Here is a 20,457-nt window from a genome sequence, read left to right on the forward strand (position 1 = left end):
TCAAGAGGATTCCGGTCACAGCCGGAGGCCGAACCCGGCTACCATCTGCCCCATGTTCAAAGTGGAAGCGTCGTCCCTGGAAGAGTATTTCTCTTACGACCCGGCGCGTGAACAAGATCTGCGTTCGATCGACAAGGTCATCCGCAAGGCGGCGCCGAAACTCAAACGGCATTTCTTCACCGGCACCGGCGACGGCAAACCCGGTATGTCGATCAAGATGATCGGCTACGGGACATTCCAGTACACGGTCAAGGCCAGCCAGGAACCGATCGACTGGCCCGTTATCGCGCTGGCGCTGCAGAAGAACTACCTCAGCCTCTACGTCTCCGCGCTCGAATCCGGAGACTACCTGGTCAACCAGTACGCCGACCGGCTCGGGAAGACCAGCGTGGGCCAGAACTGCGCCCGGTTCAAGAAGGCCGCCGATCTGAATACCGACGCCCTGGCCGAAATGGTCAGCCGGATCGAAACGGGTCTGGAAACCGGCGAGCTGGAGCTCAGCTACGGGCGGGTCAAGAAGAACTGACCGGGCGATCGCCCACCGCGGACTGCCCGACCCGCTGGAAGGCGCCCCGGAAGAACGTCAGCCCGGAGGGACCCGGCCCCCGGGTCGCGCTCAGCACGCCGCCCAGGAAGATCGAATGGTCGCCGCCGTCGTAGGCCTCGATGACCTCGCATTCCAGCCAGGCCAGCGCGCCGTTCAGCAGGGGCGCGCCGGTGCACGGTCCCGGCGTCCAGGAGACCGAGTCGAACTGGGCCATCCCGTTCGCCCTGCGCTTGTCGGAGAAGTACCGCGCCAGGTGTTCCTGTTCGCCGCTCAGGATGGAGACCGCGAAACACCGGGTGCTGCCGATCGCCGCGTGCATCCGCGCGGTTCGCCCCACGCAGCACATCACCAGTGGCGGATCGAGTGACACCGAGGTGAAGGCATTCGCGGTCATTCCGTGAGCCCGGGTTCCGGCGACGGTCAGCACGGTGACCCCGGTCGCGAGTTGCGCCATCACCTCGCGGAAATGACCGTTGTTGTCCACGTTTCGTTCTCCCGCCGGTGCTTTCCGAGCGACGCCTCCAGCGTGCCCGGCGAGCGCGGCGGTTCCATCTCCGATCGTGCCGTCCCGCGCCCGCGCCACCCGAACCGGTGATCGTGGGAGCGCCGCGGCTTGACCCTGCCCCAGGGGCAGGATCGAGAGTCGCACGCGTCGGGTGACCAGCACCCGAAACGGGGCGGCGCACCGCCCCGGCCGGCGGATTCGATTTCACGGAGGAGCGGTCGCCATGGCCGACGTTCAGCAACGCGAGGTTCCCGAACAACTGGTGCTCACCGAGCAGCGGGTCGTTCCGGAAAGCGAGATCAAGGGCTGGCTCATGGACTCCATGGACCGGCTGCACAAGTCGTCGCAGGGGCTCGACGGGATGACCGGCCCCTATTTCGTGGTCTACCACGGCCAGTTCACCGAGGACACGCCGGAGGTCCCGGTCGAGGTCTGCGCGCCGATCGGCCTGGACAAGGACGGGATCCAGGAAGTGGCGACGCGGCGGGAGCCCGCCCACCGCGAGGCCTACCTGCGGCTGAAGAAGTCCCAGTTCCAGAACCCCGCGGAGATCGGCGCCGCGTTCGGCGCGGTGGCCCAGTGGGTCGCCGAGAACGGGTTCACCATCGCCGACGCCCCGCGCGAGGTTTACTTCACCGACTTCCAGGCGGCCGCGGACGACGACGAGGTCTGCGACATCGCATTCCCGATCCAGTGACGCGGCCGGGCCTCGTGGCGGGCACCGCTACCCTAGGCCCGGTGGACCCGGAGTTGAGCATCGGTGTGTTCGCCCGCAGGTCGCGGCTGTCGTTGAAGGCGCTGCGCCTGTACGACCGGCTCGGCCTGCTGACCCCCACCCGCGTGGACGAGCGCAACGGCTACCGCTGGTACCGCGAGAGCCAGCTGGTGACCGCGCGCCTGGTGGTCATGCTGCGGCGGCTGGACATGCCGCTCACGAAGATCGCGGAGATCGTCTCGGCGCCGAGCCGTCTCGGCGCCGAGCTCCTCGCCTCCTACTGGACCGACGCCGAGCGGCGGTTCAGCGTCCAGCGGGAACTGGTGGAACACCTCCGGAACAAGCTGGAGGGCAAGGTGCCCACCGGGTTCGACATCCGGCAGCGCGAGGTGCCCGAGCAGCTGGTGCTCGCCGAGCAGCGGCACACCAAGGTGGATCAGCTCTCCTGCTGGATCGGCTCCGCGATGGGCCGGCTCGGCAAGGCCGCGACGGACCACGGCGGCGTCACCGGCCATCCGTTCGTCGTGTACTACGGGGAAGTGTCCGAGGACAGCGACGGCCCCGTGGAGGCGTGCCTGCCGATCGATCTGGGCCAGGCCGGCGCCAAGGGGGTCGCGATGCGCCTGGAGCCCGCGCACCGGGAGGTGTACACCGTGCTCCGGCGCGCGCAGGTGGAGTTCCCGCAGATCCTTTCCGCCTACGACCGGGTCATGAGCTGGATCGGCGAACAGGAACTGGTCGTCGACGGCGCACCGCGGGAGATCTATCTCGGCGACTTCATGACCGCGGACCCGGAAGCGGAAATCTGCGAACTCGCCTTTCCGATCCGCTGACTTCGAATCCGGGACCGGAAAGTCCTGACATCGTACTTTCGGCCAAGCAGGGAGCCGTACCGTGAACCTCGAGACCCCCGGACGCCTGCGCCACGGAATCGCGGTCTGGTCCTCGGCGGACTGGCGCGAACAGGCCGTCTCCTGGCTGGACGACCGGCTCGACGCGGCCGGGCTGAAACGGGTGGGCGCGGTGGAACAACCACATCTGCGGCCGTGGTCGACCGTGCTCAGGGTGCCGACGAACGCCGGTGTCGCCTGGTTCAAGGCCATCGGACCGGCGACCGCGTTCGAGATCGAGCTGTACCGGATCCTGCGCCGGTCGGCGCCGGAACAGGTGCTCGCCCCGATAGCGGTGGATCCGGCGCGGGCCTGGATCGTCCTGCCCGACGGCGGCCCCACCCTCGGCGAGTCCTGCCAGGAACCCGCCGACTACCTGGCGGCGATGGAGTCGGCGGTCCGGCGGTACGCCCAGCTGCAACGCGCGCTCATGACCGAGGTCGGCGCGCTGCTCGCACTCGGGGTCGCCGATATGCGCGCGCCCGTCATGCCCCGGCGCTTCGACGAGGCCGTCGACGCCGCGCGGGACTACGTCGAACGGTGCGGCAGTGCGGACGATCGCGCGCGCCACGAGCGGGTCGCGGCGGCCAGGGAGCGGTTCGTCGCGTGGTGCGCCGAACTGGCCGAAGCGCCGGTACCACCCAGCCTCGACCACAACGATCTGCACGCCTGGAACATCTTCCGCACGCCCGGCGCCGGGATCCGGTTCTACGACTGGGGCGACAGCGTGGTGGCGCATCCCTTCGCCAGCATGCTCGTCGGCCTGGGTTTCGTGCGGCTGCACCTGGACGTCGCCGCGGACGGGCCGGAGGTCCTGCGCGTCCGGGACGCGTACCTGGAGATGTTCGACGATCTGGCCCCGCGCGCGGAACTGATCCGCACCATGGAGCTGGCCTGCCGGGTGGGCAAGGCCGCCCGCGCGCTGACCTGGGCGCGGGCGATGCGGTTGCTCGGGCCGGTGGCGCCGGGCACCGACGACGATCAGTTCGCCAGCGCGCCGATGCGCAGCCTGCACTCGGTCCTCGACGATTCCTACCTCGGCGGCGCCTGACCGAAAGCCGCGCGCCTTTTCGCGGACCTGGCGAGATGGGCATACCACAACGTGGATCTGCCGGTCCCGGGCTCGGTGCTGAACACTCGAAGTTGTTCACCGAGCAGATTCGCCTGCCGATCGGCCGAGGAGGTGTGCCGTTTCAAGCGCATGAATACACTTGTCTCGCACCCCGTGAATCAGACGACCGAGCCGAACGGTTTTCGCTACCGTTGTGTCGGGATCGGAATCGGACCGGCGAACCTCAGCCTGGCCTCGTTGCTGCACAGCCATCCGGAGGTGTCGAACCTCTTCCTGGAGCGCAACGACACCTTCAGCTGGCACGACGGCCAGCTCATTCCCGGAGCGACCCTGCAGGTTTCGCTGCTGAAGGATCTGGTCAGCCTGTCCGATCCCACCAACGCGTTCTCCTTTCTTTCCTATCTGCACGCGCAGGGGCGGATCTACCACTTCATCAATGCCCAGTTCGACGCCATTCCGCGTCAGGAGTTCCGCAACTACATGGAATGGGCGAGCCGGAACAACAAGAATCTGGTGTTCGGCGAGGAAGTCCGCGCGGTGGAGTTCGACGGGCTGTTCCACGTCCGGACGAACCGGCGGACCGTGCGGGCCGAGAACATCGCCATCGGCATCGGCCACCAGCCGTGGATTCCGCGGTACGCCCAGGACAAGCTCGGCAGCACCCAGTTCCACGTCACCGACTTCCTGGACCGGTCACGTGCCGTCGAAGGCAAACGCGTCGCGGTCGTCGGCGGGGGCCAGTCCGGGGCGGAAGCCGTGCTCGACCTGCTCTCCCGCAGGGACGCCCTGCCGCGGCGGGTTTGCTGGATCTCCCGGCGGGAGAACTTCTTCCCCCTCGACGATTCGCCGTTCACCAACGACTACTACATGCCCAGCCATTCCGACTACTTCGCCCGGCTGGACCGCGCGACGCGAGCGAAGTTCAACTCCCGGCAGGTGCTCACCAGCGACGGGATCTCGTTGTCCACGCTGCAGGAGATCTACCAGCGCACCTACGTGCACCGGTTCGTCAACGGCAGCCCCGATCTGGTGATGCTGCGCCCCAACCGCGAGGTCGTCCAGGTGACCGGCGCCCCCGGAGCCTGGGACATCGCCGTGCGCCACAACGATCATCCGGGAGCCGTCGAACACGTCGACGCGGACGTCATCGTGTGGGCCACCGGATACCGGCCGGCGAGCATGGACTTCCTCGCGCCGATCGACGCCCGCCTGGAACGGGAGAGCCAGGAGTACCGGATCGACCAGAACTTCGCGGTGCGCTGGGACGGGCCGCCGGACCGCAACATCTTCATCCAGAACGCGGCCCGGCAGCAACGCGGGCTGGCGGATCCGAACCTGAGCCTGCTCGCGTGGCGCAGCCAGCGGATCATCGACCGGTTGTGCGGGGCCCGGACCGACAACCAGCAGCCCTCGTTCATCGAATGGGCGGTGGAAGTGCCCGGCCGCGAACCGCGGAGGGTGTGATGGGACAAGTGCCCGCGGATCTGGTCGTCGTCGGCGCCGGGATCGTCGGCTGCCTGATCGCCCGCGAAGCGGTCCGCCGCCGGCCGGGAACCTCCGTCATCGTGCTGGACCGCGACGCGATCGGCTCCGGCGCGACGCGACGCTCCGCGGGGCTGCACTTCCCGCGGGGCGCGAGCGCCCGGGTGCGCCGGATGGCCGCCGGTAGCCAGGACTTCTACGCCCAGTTGCTCCGCGAACGTCCGGGTCTGCCGATCCATCCGGTGGACGCGTACGTGGTGGCCGCGGAGACCGCGCCGCGGCTGCCGGAGGTCTACCTGCCGACCGCGGCGCTCGCCCGCACCGACGCGGTCCCGGGCCAGTCGATCCGGGTGCCCGCCCGCGCCGGGGTGTGGCATTGCCAGGGGTGTCACTACGCGGACGTGCCCGCGCTCACCCTGGCGATCGCCCGCGCGCTGCGTCCCCAGGTGACCTTCGGCGAAGGGCTGCGGGTCACCGCCATCGCGCCCGGGGACGAGAAGGTCGAGTTGCGGCTGTCCAGCGGGGACACGCTGATCGCGGGCCGGGTCGCACTCGCCCCGGGACCGTGGCTGGCCGATCCGGCGTGGCGGACGTTGCTGGCCCCGGCCCGGGCCCGGGTCAAACGGGTCGTCGCGCTGCACCTGGAAGGAGGCGTGTCAAGGCAGGACCCGGCGATCGTCTTCCAGGACGAGGACGCGTTCCTGCTGCCCCTGCGCTCCCGCGGGCACTGGCTGTTCAGCTACACCTGCCAGGAATGGGGGGTCTCCCCGAACGATCCGGTCGCCGGGCTCTCCCGGCGGCACCTGGCCGAAGCGGGCGAGACCCTGCGCCGCTACGCACCGGTCCTGGCGGACCGGCTCAGCGCCGGGCGCGTGTTCTGCGACGCCTACAGCGACGACGGCGAGCCGCAGGTGCGCGCACTCGACGACGCCGGGCGGGTGGTGTTCGCCGGCGCCGCCAACGGATCGGGCTACCGGCTGGCCCCCGCCATCGCCGCGGCGGCCGTCGACCTGCTTTCCCCCGCCAGTTCGAGGAGGCCAGCGTGATCATCAACAGGTACCAGCCCGCCGACCTTGCCGAGGCGTTCGGAATCGAGATGAGCTCGATCGAGGGCGCCCCGGTGGGCGCCGGATGGGGCCGGGTCTCCCCCGGCACCGCCTCGCTGCCGCACCAGCACGACGAGATCGAGGCGTTCGTCATCGTCGCGGGCGCCGGGGAGATCGTCGTCGACGGCAAGCGGCACCCCGCCGAAGCCGGGACCGTGGCGATGTTCGAGCCGTTCGAAACCCATGTCATCGAGAACACCGGGACCACCGATCTGGTCTTCGCCGACTTCTACTGGCGCGATCCGCGGCAGGCGGCGCGGGCGGCGGGCGCGGCCGCCCGGCGGCGGTTCGACGAGCGCCCGCTGTTCGTCTTCTCCACCCCGCCGACGCCGAACGGCGATCTGCACCTGGGGCATCTGGCCGGGCCGTACCTCGGCGCGGACGCGTTCGTCCGGTTCCAGCGGATGAACGGCGCCAACGCGTGGCACATCACCGGCAGCGACGACTTCCAGAGCTATGTCGCCGCGGTGTCCCGCCGTACCGGCGACGAGCCGGCGAGCACGGCCGCGCGGTACAGCGCCGAGATCGCCGAGACGCTCGCGCTGATGGACATCGTCCCGGACCAGTACACCGTGACCAGCGAGGATGCCGGCTACCCCGCCGGATTGCGTGGTTTCTTCTCCCGGGTCACCGGATCGTCCGCGGTGACCCGGCGCGAGGATCCCGCCCTGTTCGACGCGGTGACCGGTGAGTACCTGTACGAGGTCGACGTCTCCGGCGGCTGTCCCGGCTGCGGCGAGGCGACCGGGGGCAACATCTGCGAGGAATGCGGCGAACCGAACGTCTGCGCGGACCTCGCCCGGCCTCGGTCCGCGCTGTCCGGCGAACCGCCCCGGCGCGGCGCGGTGGAGCGATTCTCCCTGCCCCTGCACCGGTTCCGCGCGGAGATCGCGGCGCACCACCGGCTCGGGCGGGTGCCGTCGCGGTTGCGCGAACTCGCCGATCGGGTCTTCCGGCGAGCCCAGCTCGACGTCGCGCTCACCCACCCGGCGCAATGGGGGGTTTCACCTGCGGCACCGGGCGCCACCGGTCAGGTGATCTGGGCCTGGCCGGAGATGGCCTACGGGTTCCTGCACGGCATCGAGGCGCTCGGCCGCCGGCTCGGCCGGACGTGGCGTGCCGACGCGCCCGAGCAGGACTGGAAGTTCATCCACTTCTTCGGCTACGACAACAGCTTCTACCACTCGATCCTCTACCCGGTGCTGTACCGGCTCGCCTTCCCCGGATGGACGCCGGACATCGACTACCACGTCAACGAGTTCTACCTGCTGGAGGGCGACAAGTTCTCCACCAGCCGCCGCCACGCCGTGTGGGGCAAGGACATCCTGGGGCCGGAAAGCGTCGACGCCGTGCGTTTCTTCCTCGCGCGCACCCGCCCGGAGGCCCGCCGCACCCAGTTCGACCGCGAGGTCTTCGAGAACGTGCTGCGCACGGTGTTGATCGGCGAATGGCAGCACTGGCTCAACGATCTGGGCGAACGCGTCGGCAAGCTGTTCGCCGGCCGGGCCCCTGACGCGGGTGTCTGGAGCCCCGAGCACACGGCGTTCCTGCACCGCCTGGAAACCCGGCTGTCCGCGCTCACCGGCAGCCTCGGCCCGGACGGTTTCTCGCTCAACCAGGCCGCCGCGGAGCTGGCCGGGCTGGTCGGCGACGCCCGCCGGTTCGCCCGGCTGGAGCGGGCCACCGGTGAGCTCGACGGGTGGCGGGACGAGGCCCGCACCGGAATCGCGCTCGAACTCGCCGCCGCGCGGCTGCTCGCGCACTGCGCCCGCCCGGTGATGCCGCGGTTCGCCGAGCGCCTCGCCGCCGCGTTCGGCGAAGGCGCACCGGCGGCCTGGCCCCGCACGGTCGAACTCCTGCCCCCGGGAACCGCGGTCGCGCTGGCCGACGCGGTGTTCTTCACCCCGGCCCCGCGAGCGGGGCGGGCATGACCGAATCCGTGCTCAACCACCTGGTCGCCCATCCCCCGGCACCCGGGTACCGGATCTCGTTCGCCCGGCTGGGCGGCACCGAATCCCTGTCGCTGAGCGAACTCTACGAACTGTCCGGACGGCTCGCCGGGCACCTGTCCGAGCTCGGGCTGCGGCGTGGCGATCGGATCGGGATCGTCGCGTCGAACCGGCTCGAGTGGGTGTTGCTCGATCTCGCCGCGGTGCGGCTGGGCGTGGTGACCGCCGGGTTCGAACCCGGGAAGTTCGACCCCGAGGGCACCCTCACCGCCCGGTACGGGCTGAAGCTGCTGTTCACCGAACGTCCCTCGGCCGCCCCGGACACGCATCCGATCGCGGCCGTCCGGGACTGGGTGAGCGCGTCGAGCGGACCGGTGGACCTCGAACCGATCCGGTACCGGGCCGAGGACGTCACCACGCTCAAGTTCACCTCCGGCAGCACCGGCGCGCCCAAGGGGCTCGCGGCCACCGTGGGCAGCATCGACGGTTCGTTGCGCGTGGTGCAGGAGATGTTCGCCCACGGTCCCGGCGACCACCTGTTCGTGTTCCTGCCGCTTTCCTTGCTGCAGCAGCGCTACTGGATCTACTCCGCGCTGCGGTTCGGCCACGACGTCACGGTCAGCACGCACGACGCCCTGTTCTCCGCGCTGCGCCGCGCCCGGCCCACGGTGGTGATGGGCGTGCCCGCCTTCTACGAGGTGACCCGGCGGCGCATCGAGAAACAGGCCGCGCGGACCGGGATCGAGCCGGGCGCGGCGGCCCGGGGCGTGTTCGGTCCGCGCATCCGCTATCTGTGGACGGGATCCGCCCCGGCCGCGGTTTCCACCCTGCGCTACTTCACCGACCTCGGCCTGCCGATCTACGAGGGGTACGGCCTCAACGAGACCTGCATCGTGACCAAGAACCATCCGGGCGCCGATCGGCTGGGCAGCGTCGGCCGGGTGGTCCCCGGCAAGGAGGTGCTGCTGGACGCGGACGGCCTGATCAGCGTGCGCAGCGACCAGCCGGTGAACCGCGCCTACGCCTACGCCCCGCCCGGTGAGTCCGAGCGCGTGTTCGGCGCCGGCGGGATCGTCCGGACCGGCGATCTCGGCTACTTCGACGAGGACGGATTCCTCTACATCCGGGGCCGGGCCGACGACGTGATCGTGCTGGACAACGCCAAGAAGATCATCGTCCGGCCGATCGAGGAGCACCTGAAGACCAGCCCCGCGATCGAGGAATGCGTGCTCTACTGCCCCGCCCGCACCTACCTCGTCGCGGTCGTGTCACCGGCCGACGATCCGCCGGACCGCGCGGCGATCGACCGGCAGCTCGCCGCGACCAACGCGGCCTTCGGCCGGGACGAGCAGATCGCGAAGGTGATCGTCGCGCGGGAACCGTTCAGCGTGGACAACGGCCTGCTCACCGGCCAGTTCAAACCGAAGCGGCAGGCGATCCGCGCCGCCTACCGGCGGGAGATCGAGGACCGCGACGGCGTTGTCCGGGCAAGCTGAACCGAGCACCATCGACCGGGCACTGGCGGAACACCGGAAAGGACGTCCACATGAGCTGGACCGAACGCGCGGCGGCGACCCTGGAGAACGACCGGGTGCTGCTCCGGCCACTCACCCCCGAAGACCGGGCTTCCCTGCACGCCATCGCGATGGATCCGGACATCTGGCGTTACTTCGTGTCCCAGGTGACCACCGACGCGGACTTCGAGGCGTTCTTCGACGCGACGCTCGCGGACCACCGGGCCGGTACCCGGGTCGTCTACCACATCACCGACAAGGAGAGCGGGCGCGCCGCGGGCAGCATGAGCTTCGGCAACCTGGCCGAGCGCGACGGGCGGATCGAGATCGGCTGGTCCTGGCTCGGGCGCGACTTCCGCGGGCGCGGGGTGAACCGCTGGGCGAAGTACCTGCTCCTGGAGCACGCGTTCGAGCGGCTGGGCGCCGAACGCGTGGAGTTCAAGACCGATCGGCTCAACGAGCAGGCCCGCCGCGGCCTGCGCAACATCGGGGCGGTGGAGGAAGGCACGCTGCGCAGTTTCAACCCCATGCCCGGCGGCCGCCGGCGCGACGCGGTCTTCTACAGCGTGCTGCGCGCCGAATGGCCGCGGGTCAAGCAGGAACTGGCTTCGCGGCCCAAGGTGCCGCCGGCCGACACCGCCGGATGACCGCGGGCGGCATTCCCTTCATCCGCGCCACCGGTGACCCGTTCGCGATCGGCCACCGGCATGGCGCGGCACGCGCGGCCGAGCTGCGGGCGTTCCTCGACGACGATCTGTGCCGCCTCAACCGGATCCTCTGGGCTCCGGTCGAGGCGGCCGAGTTGCGCCCCACGATCGAGGCCTACCGCCGGGCCATCGCGGACGCGGCTCCGGAGCTGGCGGCCGAGCTCGACGGGCTGGCCTCGGGTGCGGGCATCAGCCGCGAGGAGGCCACGCTGCTGCAGATCCGCCGGGAGGTACTCGGCTACCGAACGGTGCCCGCGCGGGGGGACTGCACCACCTACGCCCGCACCGCGGACCGCGGCACGCCGGTTCTGGCGCAGACGGTCGATCTCAGCGGCGATCTGGACGATCAGATCGCCGTGCTCGAGATCGCGCGCGCCGGTACGTCCCGCCGGGTGCTGGTGCTCAGTTTCGCCGGGCTGCTCGGGTATCTCGGGGTCAACAGCGACGGCCTCGCGATCGGCCTGAATCTGGTGCTGGGCGGCCGGTGGCGGCCCGGGCTGCCGCCCTATCTCGCCATCCGGCGGTTGCTCCACCGCGCCGGCAGCGTCGACGAGGCGGTAGCCGAACTGCGCACGCTACCGCTGGCCAGCTCGCGCAACCTCGTGCTGTGCGACCCGGCGAAGGCGGCCTCGGTGGAGGTTCTCCAGGACGAGATCCGCGTGCTCGAAGGAACCGAACTGGTGCACGCCAACCACTACCTGCACCCCGATCTGGCGCCCGGGGACCAGCTCAACCGGTTCGCGCGCCGATCGTCGGTCCGCCGCCTCGCCACGTGCACCGAGGCCCTGGCCGGGCTGTCGCCCACGGCGAGCGCCGCGGACCACTTCGCCGCGCTGTCCACGTTCCCGATCCACGTACCGGACAACGGCGACATCCGCCGGGAACGCACAGTCGCCACCGCGGTGATGTTCCCCGCGCTCGGCGAACTGCACGTGCGACCCGGCGACTCCACGGACAGCACGGTCTTCTCGCTGGCCCGAACGAGAAGGGCCGGTTGCCGGGGGTCGTGAGTGGACAGACCGGTTAGGGCAAACTCCCCACTGGTCACCTACCGGGATGGGGGACTCGGTGTCCCGAAATGGGGGACTCGCACGTCCGGAACGGGGGACTCGCGCCAGCGGGCCTCGGCCTGCCGCGAGTTCCCCGTTCCGGTCGGGTGTGTTCCCCGTTTCGGTAGCCCGAGTTCCCCGTTCCGGGAGCTGGCGGCGTCACGTTCGGGCCGAAGCCGCCACCAGGAAGCTGCGCGGCAGGTCCCGGAACCCGGCGGGCGCCGCCCGCCGGGGCCAGCGCCCGTAGTTCGCCCTCGGCTCCCCCGGTTCGACGACCTCGTCCACCCGCCAGCCGCAGTTCTCCACGAACCCGCGCGGATCGTCGGTGCCGAACCGCCACGGGCTGCCGGCGTCCTCGAGCTTCCCGAGGAAGGAACGCAGGTAGGGGAACCGGAAGATGCCGGTGCCGATCAGATCCGCCGCGAACCGGCTGCCCGGCGCGGAGAGACCGGCCGCCTGCCGGACGACCGCCGCGGCGAGTTCCTCGGGCAGGTAGAACAGCAGCCCCTCGGCGAACCAGACCGTCGGCCTGGCCGGGTCGAAACCGGCGCCGGTGAGGGCCGCGGTCCAGTCCCCGGCCAGGTTCACCGGCACCCGGTGGCATTCGCACCGGCGCGCCGCACCGCTGGAGTCCAACTGGGATTCCTTGTACGACAACAGGTCTGGCTGATCCAGTTCGAACAGGACGGTGTTCTCGGGCCAGTCGAGGCGGAACGACCTGGTGTCCAGCCCGGCGCCGAGGCCGACCACCTGGTGGCCGGGACCGACCGCACCGGCCAGGAACTCGTCGAACCACCGGGTGCGGATCGGCAGGAACGGATTGCCCTCCTTCGCCGCGTGCGGCGGATGGAAGTGCGTCAGCAGTTCGGCTCCCTCGGGGCCCGCCAGCAGTTCGGCGAGGGGATCGTCGAAGAGCCGGTCGCCGCGGCGGCTCTCCCGCGCCCGCGCCGCGGCCGTCCAGCGCGCCGTTTTGGCGACCTCTTCGAACACGTTGTGGTCTTTCGACACGTCAGCGGTCATATCCTGTGATCCCGATCTGCGAAAGGAATGGTGGTCATCGCGGTACTGCGTGCGAGTCGGTCAGATTCCGTCGATGATTCCCGCCTTGATGGCGTTGACGGCGGCGGTGGTCCGATTCGGCGAATCGAGTTTCAGCATGATGCTGCCCACCAGCCGTTTGGCGCCATGGCTGGAGATCGCCAGCCGGCGGGCGATCTGCTTGTTGCTCAGTCCCTTCACCAGCAGCGTGAGTGCCTCGGTCTCCCGGCTGGTCAGCGTCACCGCGCGGATCCGCTGGCGCGGCGAGGGAGCCTCGGCCCTGGCCAGCAGTTCGCGCGCGAGCGCCGAGGGCATGGGCAGCTCCCCCTGGGCGCAGCGGCGGAACCCGTCCCGCAGCGACTCCGCCGAAAGATCTTGCTGGGAAAGGAATCCGTCGACCTGGATCGCGGAGTACCGGAACGGATCGACGGTCGCCGACTCGTCGATGAGCAGGAGGACCTTGGTGCCGTTCAGGCGGTCCCGGGCGCCCTCCAGCCATTCGGCGTCCACCGCGGCGACGATCAGGAAGTCGAACTCGGCCGCCTCCAGCAATTGGGTGACCCTGTTCTGGTTCCCGCACCGGCGAACCGCGCCGACCCCGGGCATGGACGCGAGCACGGATTCGAGCCCGCGGCTGAGCACCTCGTTACCGGCGAGAATGGCGACGTTGAGGGCGCCGACCTCTTCGGCGACCGGAATGGAATACGTCATCGCTTCGACCCTCCCAGACTGCGGCGAATCCGCCGTGCAGACCATGACTTCGCTGTATCTCATTGATAGCAGCGGTTTCTCCGGTCCGACCCCGCGGTTTCCGCCGTCGATCGCGACATATTCGCGGCAGGGCCGCGACCTCGGAGGTGGCACGGCCCTGCCATCGCGACGCTCAGCTCGGCCCCAGGACGAACCGGGGCGCGTCGCCCAGCCGCCCGGAACTCGGCAGTTCGGCGGCGTCGAGCCGCTCGAGCACCGCCGCCACGGCCCGGTCCTCGACGGCGAGTTCGACCAGCAGGCCTTCCACCGTCCGGAGATACCGTTCGACCTCCGGGGGCGGCAGCGCCCGGGTGTCCGCGGCGAGCACCAGCCTGATCGTGCCCGGCCCGTCCAGGACGAACAAGCTGAAGGTGTGCCGTTCGCGGTAGTCGGCCGGGTGGAACGTGGTCTCGGCCAGCGCGGCCCGCAACGAGCCCGGTCCGTCCGGGGTCTGGACGGCCCGGACGGTGGTTCGGGCGTCGTTGAAGAAGCAGCACAGGTGAACGGGTGTCCCGCGGGCCATCTCGGCCTCGGCGCGCAGTTCCGCGCAGCGGTCCGGCGGGAACCGGCTGTGCCGGTAGGCGCGCATCGTGGCCGCCCAGGTGGCGCGCACGAGGTCGTCGAAACCCCGCCCGTCGAGCCTGATCGTGACGGGCACTTCCTGGATCAGGTTGGCGACCGCCGCCCGCGACGTGGCCGTGAACCGGTTCCCGGCGACGAGTTGGAGGGCGCAGGCGGACCGCCCGGTGCGCGCGCCCAGCACCGCCGCGGTCGCCGCGAGGAGCACGACCGACGTGCTCACCCGGTGGCGGATCGCGAGGACGTTCAGGGCCAGCGCGGCCGCCCGCGACTCCAGGACGCCGCTGAAGTACGACGGCGGGCCCGGGGCCGGTTCGAACATGCGCCGGGGCCGGGTGGCGAACTCCTCGTGCAGATAGCGCAGGGCACGGGCGAGCGCTCGCCGGGCGGCCGGGGAACGCTCTTGCTCCGCCTGCTCCACCTGCTGCGGCGGGGCGGGCCGGGCGGCCCGCTCGGCGGCGGACGCGCCCAGGGACCAGGCGAGCTCCTCGACGGCGGTCCGCAGCCCGGTCAGATCGGCGACGACGTGCGGCACGCAGATCGTGACCGCGCGGGGAATCCCGTCGGTCACCTCGATGAGTGGGCGGAAGGGCAGCTCCTCGGCGAGGTCGAACGCGCGCTCGTGCAACCGTTTCTCGTACCGGAGGCCCAGCGCACGCGGGTCCGGATCCTCGGCCGTGGTGGTCAGCAGAATGTCCACAGTGAACTCACCACTGCCGAGGATCCGTTGTCTCAGCACACCATCCGAGCCCAGCCGGAACAGCGTGCGCAGGGACTCGTGCCGGTTGAGCAGTTCGGCGAGCCGGTCCAGCACGTCCTCGACGGTGTGTCCCGCGGGGAGCGTCAGCCCCCTGGTCAGGTTGTGGAACCCGGCGTCCGGGCCCCGCGCTCGCATCAGCTCCCACATCTCCTGCTGGGCGAAGGTCGCGAACGCGACCGCGGAGCGGTCACCGGCGAACCCGGTCCGGCGGCGGACGAGTCTTGCCATGGTCCGTCCTTCTTTCGCGGAATCGAAGCCGCTAGGCGGGACCGCCCATGCCGAACGCCGGGGCGGGGGCCGGGGCCCGGCTCACCCGGCGGACGACGATCACCGCGGTCACCACCACGGAGATCCCGGCCAGATTGGACAGCGCGACCGTGCGGTAGAAGGCCACCGGATCGTGCATCGCGGACACCACCAGGGCGCTGGCGACCACCACCACGGCGTAGTACAGGAAGTTCAGCGTGACCGCGACCAGCCCCGCGCCGAGCTGCTCCAGGATGTTCAGGCACGCCAGCACCGGCCCCTGCAGGATGTAGGTCAGGCCGACCGTGCTCAGGTAGAGCGCGGCCTGGTGCGACACCGCCGGCACGTCGGTCATCAGCTTGCCCAGGGGTTCGCTGGCCAGCCAGGCCAGCACGCCGAGGACCACGTAGACCCCGATCGCGACCTCCAGCCCGGTGCGCAGGGTGGTCGGCAGCCAGCCGGGTTTCCCGGCGCCGCGTTGCTGGTTGAGCACGATCGCGGTCGCCGAGCCGAGCACGATCCCGGGCATCAGGAGCAGGATCTGCAGGCTCGACGCGCTGGAGAAGGCGGAGACCACGGTCGAGTCGAACACGCCGAGCACCCGCAGCAGCACGAAGTTGGATCCGAACAGGATGATCTGGGTGGCCGCCACCGGAACCCCGACCTGGCGGAGGTGGCGGATCGACTCCGGCTGCCACGGCAACCGCTGACCGGGTTGCCACAGCCCGGTCCGGCGAAGCAGGACCAACCCGATGCCCAGTCCGACCACCGAGGAGATCGCGATGGACACCGGCACGCTCAGGGCGCCCATCCCGGCCCCGAAGCCGAGCAGCGCGACCCCGCCGAACTGCAACCCGGCCCCGGTCAGCATCACCACGGCGCCGTGGCGGGCGTGCCCGAAACCGCGCAGGCTCGACGCGCACAGCACCACGCCGACGTAACTCAGTTCGGCCAAAGCCATCCAGCGCACGAAGGTCACGAAGTGGCCCCGCGATTCCGGCGGGACGAGCAGCGCGTCGGCCAGCAGCGGTGCGGTGAGCACCAGCGTGATGATCAGCACCGAGGCGAACACCACCCACAGGCGCGCGAAGCTCAGGGCCGTCGGCGCCACGTTCCCCGGTCGCCCGCGGCCGCGGTTGATCGCCGCCGTCACCTGGTTGCTGATGTCGAAGGCGATGAACAGGGCCAGGAACAGGCTCGCCACCGGCAGGTACAGCGCCCGGACGTACAGCGCGTCCGCGCCCATCCGGCCGAGCAGCGCGACCACGCCCACGACCACCAGCAGGCCGACGACCTCGGCCAGGGCCATCGGCACCGCGAGCTGGACGAGCGCGCGCCGGATCGAACTCCGCCCCGGCCCCGGCACCGCCCACGGCGGCGGTCCGGGCGGCGGTCCGCCCTCGGCTCCCGGTGGCGGTCCGCCTTCGGCGCCGGGCGGTGGCCCGCCCGCCGGTTCCGGTGGGGCGCCCGATCCCGGTGGCGGGCCCGGGGCGGCGACGGGTTTGTCGTCGTGCTCAACCATGATGTGTCCTCCCTCGTGCCAGGTGGTGGTAGACGCCGAGCTTCTGCACGTTTCCGGCGCCTTCCATGAACTCCACTCCCCGGGCGTCCCGGGCGAGCTTGTCGAGCAGGGGGTGGTCGAACCGGGCTCCGGCGCCGAAGAAGTCGAGCGCGGCGCGGGTGACCTCCTCGGCCAGCGCGGCCGAACGGACCTTGGCCGCGGACGCGAGATGACCGTCGGCCGGGTTCGCGTCGACCGCCACGGCCGCGTGCAGGGTGAGTTGCCGCACCGCGTCGATGCGCCGGGCCAGCTCGTCGAACCTGGTCCGTTCCGCCGCGCTCAGGGCACGCCGGTGGTCGCCGATGTATTCGTGCGCCGCGCGGGCGATGCCCAGGCCCATGGCCGCGACCGCGGGGCGGAGCCGGTTGAAGATCCGCACCCAGCTCCAGGTTCCGCGGCGGGCGGGCGAGAGGTGCCGCCCCAGCAGGCGTTCGGGACCGAGTTCGACCGAGTCCAGGCTGATCGCGCTGAGCACCGCCCCGCGCAGTCCGAGGGTGGGCAGCGGTGTCGCGGTGAACCCCGGGTCACCACCCTCGACGAGTACCGCGCACAGCCCGAGCGGTCCCGGCCCGGTGCGCGCGAACACGACTCCCGGGCCGGCCCGTGTCGCGTTTCCCACGTACCGCTTCGCCCCGGTCAGCAGGAACCGGTCGCCGTCCGGCCGCAACCGGGTCTCCATCGCGGCCGGATCGGATCCGGTCGCGGGTTCGGTCAGCGCGAGGAACGTCCACGTGGGACGCGCGCGCAACCGGCCGAAGAACGACTCCTGCTGCGCTTCGTCGCCGAGCAACGCGACCAGCGGCCCGGCCATCGGGGCGCCGGGCGCGGCCATCATCGCGCCGACGTCGCCCCGGGCCAGTTCCTCGAAGAACACCACGTGCTCCACCGCGCTGTCGCCGTGGAAGCGGTGCCCGCCGAGCACCAGCGGACCGGGCTGGAAGCGGGGCGGGTACTGGAACAGTCCGATGTGCTCGATCGCGGGCAGGTCCAGCACCCGTTCGATGGTGGCCGGATCGCGGTCCAGGTCCAGCGCGATCGCGCGGAGGTCCTCGCTCCAGGCCCGGGCCCGGGCACGCAGTGCCGACAGCCGGTCGTCGAGTTCGATCACATCCGGTCCTCCTCCGCGTTCCGGTCCAGGTAGGCGTCGGCGAGCAGTTCGGACAGCAAGGCGCGGCGTCCGGGCCCGTCGGTGCGGAAGCCCGCGGCACCGAGCAGGCGCAGCAGCAGGCGATCGGTCGTGGTGAGCTGCCCGTGCACGAGGCGCAGTCCGCCCGGGCCGAGCGTTTCCGGGGCCGCGCCCTCGAGCACGGCCCCGGCTTCGAGCTGTTCGATCAGCGCGTCCGCCAGTTGCCCGGCGACGAGTTGCCGGTCGAGCAGTGGCTCACCGCCGGCGGTCCGGGAGCCGAGGTAGGCCAGGCAGTCGTCGGTGAGCGCCTCCGAAGCCCCGAGCCGGAGCCAGGCGAGCGCGGTCACCCACCGCGAATCCGCGGGGAATCCCGCGCCGGACGGCCGCAACGCGACCACACCTTCCGCCTCGAGCAGGTCCCGCGCGAACACCGGCCCGCCGCCCGCGGCCTCCGCCCTGCGCGCCGGAACCACGGCATGTCCCCGGGGCCCGCACGGCAGTCCGCCGGGTGCGAGGGAATCGCAGAGCACTTCCAGCCCGGCCGCGATTCCCGCGGACCGGGTCACCCGGCGGCAGTCGGCCCACGGCGCGGGCGCGATCACGGCGGCCCGTCCCCGCCCGGGAAGTCCACCGTGCAGATCCCGAGGTAGCGCAGCGCGGGGTCGTAATCGGCGATCACCATCGACCGGCCGGTTTGCCGGTGTTCCAGGAAGTGCGCCCAGGTCCCCGAACACGGTCGTCCCGGCGCCACCGCGACGATCTCGGCGTCCGGCGGTGCTTCGGTGGCCGCGGCCAGATCGGGCCCGAGCACCGCGACCGGTAGCGCCCGTTCGCGCAGCAGCTCCGCCACGGTCGCGCCCGCCTCCGGTGCGCCGACGTCGGTCAGCTGGCGCACGGTGAGCCGGCCGGCGCCGGGTTTCCGGTCCAGGACGAGCGCGACCACGCTGTCCTGTTCCGGGAGCGCGATGCCCGCCGGCGGATGCTCGTCGTTCATCAGGGTGGTCTGGTCCAGCAGCACCACGATCGCGCGCCGGAAGTCGTCCACAGTGGAGTAGTCGGCGACGATCCGCAGCGCGGTGAACGCCGCCGTGACGCCCTGATCGGATACGGCCAGGGCGAGCGGATCACCCGGCAGCGCGTCGGCCAGGTAGCAGGCGGGCCACCCCGGCTCGGCATCGGGCGTGCTGTGCGCGAGAACGACCAGATCGACCGGATCGTCCAGCGCTCCCAGCCCGTCCAGCGCTCCCTGGATCAGTTCGGTGAACGTGTTCCGGTGGACCCGGGTGAAGTAGTCGTCCCGGTGCCGCAGCCCGTAGAGCTTCGCCAGATCGGCGAAGTACTGCACGAGGCCGGGGTCGTACGGTCGCCCGGCCTCGAACACCCGGCTCACGCTCAGCGTCAGCCCCAGCGGGATCTCCTTGGCCCCCGGCGGAATCCCCGGCGCGAACGGAGGCGGCTTCGCGAGGTACACGGGTCACACGCTCGCTTGTTTGGCCACGTAGCTGGCCAGCGTGCCCACCGTTTCCAGGTACCGCTGTTCCAGCGTGTCGGCGTCGAACTGGAACTCGAGCTGCTCTTCCAACTGCATGAGCAGCTCCAGGGTGTTCACCGAGTCCAGGCCGAGTTCCTCGAACAGGCGGGTCTCCTCGGTCAGCGACTTCGGCTCCCGCCGGACCATCTCGGCGAGCAAGCCGATGGCCGCCTCGACGATCGTCTGCCGGTCGATGCCTTCCGTCATGGTTCCTCTCCTCAGCTCATCCAGCGGGATGGTGTGTGGTCGTCCGGGTTCCGGTGGGACTGGAGCGGGCCGCTAGTGCCGGAAGGCCATCGCGGAGAACGTCGCCCCCAGCCCGACCGAGGTCATCACGTAGTGGTCACCCGGCCGCAGCCGGCCGAGGCCGAGCGCGGTCCGGTAGTTGATGAAGGAGTCCGCGCAGAAGCAGTGCCCGAGTTCGGGCAGGTTGTCGAGCAGGATCCGGTCGCGCGGCAGCCCGATCGCCTTGGCCACCCGGAACCAGGACATCTGGTTGACGTTGTGCGGGAGCACGAGCGCCACGTCCGACGGCGCGAGCCCGGCGTGTTCGACCGCCGCCACGATCACCTCGGCCAGGGCCGGCGCGTAGAGCTGGTCGAACGCGGCCATCAGTTCCGGGGACAGGAACGGTCCGGAGTGGAACTCGCCGTAGGTGCGCGTCGCGTAGCCGACCATGCGGTCGCGTTCGCCGCCGGCCCGCACCAGCACCGCGGCCATGCTCTCGCCCATGATCGCCGAGTCCGCGATCACCTGGGCGGACGGGGTGAACGCCTTCTCCCCCACCAGGATCAGCGCGAGGGCGTCCGGATCGCCGTCCGCGGCGAGCAGCTTCCCGCACAGGTCGACCGCGAGCAGACCGGAGGCGCACGCGTGCTGGGTGAGGGAGAACGCGGTCGCGTTCTTCAGTCCCAGTGCGTCGCGCACCTCGTGCAGCGGATTGCGCGGATAGGGCGCCGCGAGCTGGATCGTGCGGGCCTGCACCACGTATCGCACCTGGTGTTCGCGCCCGCGGAGTTCCTCCAACCGGTTCGCCGCGGCGAGCATGAGTTCCGTGCTGGAGCTTTCCGATGCCAGGCGGATCTTGGAGAACCCGTAGAAGCGATGGTAAAGCTTGATCTGCCCCGGATTCAGGCCGACTCCCTCGAGGTACGGGGTGATCGGCGTGACCTCCGGCGGCAGGTAACTCGACACCGCCGCCAACGACGTCATCTAGTCCTCCTGGCTCGATTTCCTGGTGTTCCTAAGATCTCCGATTCCGGGACGGGCGGTAAGGCGCGAATGGCCGGACCGTGGACCGGAGCGGACGGGCATATCCGTACGGGCACGC

20 protein-coding genes are annotated in these 20,457 nt (G+C 70.8%); 10 read left to right on the forward strand and 10 right to left on the reverse strand.

The features are described 5' to 3' along the window. The first annotated feature begins 52 nt into the window (after positions 1-52). A complete protein-coding gene (locus FXO23_RS11250; RefSeq protein WP_158883725.1) occupies positions 53-526 on the forward strand; it encodes a DUF1801 domain-containing protein in 474 nt (157 codons plus the stop codon). Here the strand turns inward: FXO23_RS11250 and FXO23_RS11255 are convergent. Further along, positions 513-1,001, reverse strand: a complete 489-nt coding sequence (locus tag FXO23_RS11255; RefSeq protein WP_158884183.1) for a flavin reductase family protein — start codon at positions 999-1,001, stop codon at positions 513-515. The genes FXO23_RS11250 and FXO23_RS11255 overlap by 14 nt on opposite strands. 274 nt (positions 1,002-1,275) lie before the next feature. Here FXO23_RS11255 and FXO23_RS11260 point away from each other — a divergent pair, with 274 nt between their 5' ends. From FXO23_RS11260 to FXO23_RS11300, 9 genes are all read left to right on the forward strand, one after another. Then, entirely contained in the window at positions 1,276-1,749 is a 474-nt protein-coding gene (locus FXO23_RS11260; RefSeq protein ID WP_158883727.1) for a GyrI-like domain-containing protein, read from the forward strand. A gap of 41 nt (positions 1,750-1,790) precedes the next feature. Then, entirely contained in the window at positions 1,791-2,600 is an 810-nt protein-coding gene (locus FXO23_RS11265) for a MerR family transcriptional regulator (protein WP_158883729.1), read from the forward strand. Between the two features lie 61 nt (positions 2,601-2,661). Next, positions 2,662-3,708: a phosphotransferase gene (locus FXO23_RS11270; RefSeq protein WP_246257131.1), complete on the forward strand. Its 1,047-nt coding sequence runs from the start codon at positions 2,662-2,664 to the stop codon at positions 3,706-3,708. Positions 3,709-3,882: 174 nt separating this feature from the next. Next, positions 3,883-5,193: a lysine N(6)-hydroxylase/L-ornithine N(5)-oxygenase family protein gene (locus FXO23_RS11275; protein WP_246257132.1), complete on the forward strand. Its 1,311-nt coding sequence runs from the start codon at positions 3,883-3,885 to the stop codon at positions 5,191-5,193. Then, positions 5,193-6,257, forward strand: coding sequence for an NAD(P)/FAD-dependent oxidoreductase (locus tag FXO23_RS11280; protein ID WP_158883733.1), 1,065 nt, complete (start codon positions 5,193-5,195; stop codon positions 6,255-6,257). The genes FXO23_RS11275 and FXO23_RS11280 overlap by 1 nt, the downstream gene beginning before the upstream one ends. After that, positions 6,254-8,248, forward strand: coding sequence for a class I tRNA ligase family protein (locus FXO23_RS11285; RefSeq protein WP_179956744.1), 1,995 nt, complete (start codon positions 6,254-6,256; stop codon positions 8,246-8,248). Before FXO23_RS11280 ends, FXO23_RS11285 begins: the two co-directional genes overlap by 4 nt. Next, positions 8,245-9,762 (forward strand): AMP-binding protein, encoded by a 1,518-nt coding sequence (locus FXO23_RS11290; RefSeq protein ID WP_158883735.1) that lies wholly within the window; start codon positions 8,245-8,247, stop codon positions 9,760-9,762. Before FXO23_RS11285 ends, FXO23_RS11290 begins: the two co-directional genes overlap by 4 nt. A gap of 50 nt (positions 9,763-9,812) precedes the next feature. Beyond that, the gene (locus FXO23_RS11295) at positions 9,813-10,427 is read left to right on the forward strand and encodes a GNAT family N-acetyltransferase (RefSeq protein WP_158883737.1); all 615 of its coding nucleotides are present in this window, start codon (positions 9,813-9,815) and stop codon (positions 10,425-10,427) included. Next, positions 10,424-11,497: a C45 family autoproteolytic acyltransferase/hydrolase gene (locus FXO23_RS11300; RefSeq protein WP_158883739.1), complete on the forward strand. Its 1,074-nt coding sequence runs from the start codon at positions 10,424-10,426 to the stop codon at positions 11,495-11,497. The genes FXO23_RS11295 and FXO23_RS11300 overlap by 4 nt, the downstream gene beginning before the upstream one ends. 198 nt (positions 11,498-11,695) lie before the next feature. Here FXO23_RS11300 and FXO23_RS11305 read toward each other — a convergent pair whose 3' ends face one another. The 9 genes from FXO23_RS11305 to FXO23_RS11345 all read right to left on the reverse strand — a co-directional run bounded on the left by FXO23_RS11305 (position 11,696) and on the right by FXO23_RS11345 (position 20,339). Next, on the reverse strand, positions 11,696-12,556 hold the full coding sequence (locus FXO23_RS11305) for a class I SAM-dependent methyltransferase (protein WP_158883741.1): 861 nt from the start codon (positions 12,554-12,556) through the stop codon (positions 11,696-11,698). 60 nt (positions 12,557-12,616) lie between these two features. Further along, positions 12,617-13,285: a response regulator transcription factor gene (locus tag FXO23_RS11310; protein WP_158883743.1), complete on the reverse strand. Its 669-nt coding sequence runs from the start codon at positions 13,283-13,285 to the stop codon at positions 12,617-12,619. A gap of 172 nt (positions 13,286-13,457) precedes the next feature. Next, positions 13,458-14,891, reverse strand: a complete 1,434-nt coding sequence (locus FXO23_RS11315) for a condensation domain-containing protein (RefSeq protein WP_158883745.1) — start codon at positions 14,889-14,891, stop codon at positions 13,458-13,460. A 31-nt stretch (positions 14,892-14,922) separates the two neighbouring features. Then, complete coding sequence (locus FXO23_RS11320) at positions 14,923-16,431, reverse strand: MATE family efflux transporter (protein ID WP_218951958.1); 1,509 nt, start codon at positions 16,429-16,431, stop codon at positions 14,923-14,925. Then, complete coding sequence (locus tag FXO23_RS11325; RefSeq protein ID WP_158883747.1) at positions 16,424-17,578, reverse strand: acyl-CoA dehydrogenase family protein; 1,155 nt, start codon at positions 17,576-17,578, stop codon at positions 16,424-16,426. The genes FXO23_RS11320 and FXO23_RS11325 overlap by 8 nt, the downstream gene beginning before the upstream one ends. Then, positions 17,575-18,198, reverse strand: coding sequence for an acyl-CoA dehydrogenase family protein (locus FXO23_RS11330; protein WP_218951959.1), 624 nt, complete (start codon positions 18,196-18,198; stop codon positions 17,575-17,577). The genes FXO23_RS11325 and FXO23_RS11330 overlap by 4 nt, the downstream gene beginning before the upstream one ends. Continuing rightward, positions 18,195-19,067, reverse strand: coding sequence for a beta-ketoacyl-[acyl-carrier-protein] synthase family protein (locus tag FXO23_RS11335; RefSeq protein ID WP_158883749.1), 873 nt, complete (start codon positions 19,065-19,067; stop codon positions 18,195-18,197). Before FXO23_RS11335 ends, FXO23_RS11330 begins: the two co-directional genes overlap by 4 nt. A 3-nt stretch (positions 19,068-19,070) precedes the next feature. Further along, positions 19,071-19,334 carry an acyl carrier protein gene (locus FXO23_RS11340; protein ID WP_158883751.1) on the reverse strand — a complete coding sequence of 88 codons (264 nt, stop codon included), beginning with the start codon at positions 19,332-19,334 and terminating at the stop codon, positions 19,071-19,073. 72 nt (positions 19,335-19,406) lie between these two features. Further along, on the reverse strand, positions 19,407-20,339 hold the full coding sequence (locus tag FXO23_RS11345) for a 3-oxoacyl-[acyl-carrier-protein] synthase III C-terminal domain-containing protein (RefSeq protein ID WP_158883753.1): 933 nt from the start codon (positions 20,337-20,339) through the stop codon (positions 19,407-19,409). Positions 20,340-20,457: the final 118 nt, after the last annotated feature.

It is taken from the genome of Amycolatopsis anabasis (assembly GCF_009765355.1).
In the GTDB taxonomy this organism is placed as follows: domain Bacteria; phylum Actinomycetota; class Actinomycetes; order Mycobacteriales; family Pseudonocardiaceae; genus Amycolatopsis; species Amycolatopsis anabasis.